This is a genomic window from Mycolicibacterium pyrenivorans (genome assembly GCF_025821625.1).
GTDB lineage: Bacteria > Actinomycetota > Actinomycetes > Mycobacteriales > Mycobacteriaceae > Mycobacterium > Mycobacterium pyrenivorans.
Window position 1 is genome coordinate 1 of sequence record NZ_JACKSH010000172.1, and the last position, 824, is coordinate 824.

Annotated in this window: 1 protein-coding gene; it reads right to left on the minus strand. The window is 71.8% G+C overall.

Annotation, left to right across the window (positions count from 1 at the left end):
• Nucleotides 1-824: S8 family serine peptidase (locus H7I57_RS20235; protein WP_264025600.1), on the minus strand; the 824-nt coding region annotated here is incomplete at both ends.

Here is an 824-nt window from a genome sequence, read left to right on the forward strand (position 1 = left end):
TCTCGGTGATGTCTCGGTGATGCGCCGCATGACTTGGGCCGCGGTGAGATCGGGGAATTTGGCCCGCACCAGCGCGACCACGCCGCTGACGTAGGCGGCCGAGAAGCTGGTCCCCCAGAAACCGGCACCCAAGCCGGGTTCATCGGGTCGGGCGTTGACCGCGGCGCCGTTGGTGTTCGACAGGCCCATGATCCGCCAGCCAGGGGCGGCCACCGACACCCACGGGCCGTTGATCGAATCCGGCAGCGGCAGCCCCTCGGGGGTCACCGCGCCGACGGTGAGCACGTAGTCGGAGAACCACGCCGGAGTCACGATCGTGCGCACCCCAGCCCAGTCCCGGGGATCGTTGGGGTCCAGCGCATTGAAGGCGGGGTTCTGTCCGCAGTCCTGTCCCTGGTCGCCGCCGCCCTGATTGCCGGCGGCGGCCACGATCACGATGTCCTTGTCCACCGCGGCGTAGCGCACCGCCGCGCCCAGAGCGTCCTGGTTGACCGGGGCGGCGGCGTTGATGCACGACGCCAACGACACATTGATCACCTGAACGCCGGGCAGGTCTGCGGCATGGCGAATCGCCTTGGCCAGGGTCGCAATGTCGCCGGCCTTGCGTTGACCCTCGATGTCGCCGGGGGCTGGTCGTGCCGGGGTGAACGCCGTCGAGGACTGCCGAATCGAAATCAGCGAGACGTCGGGGGCCACGCCCACCACGCCGTCCGGTCCCGCCGGCGGCGGCCCCGGTACCAACGGCTGCGCGGCGCCGGTGTCTCCCGGGCCCTGCGCGGGCGGAGGTCCCGCCGGGGGCGGTCCACCGGGCGGCGGTCCCCCCG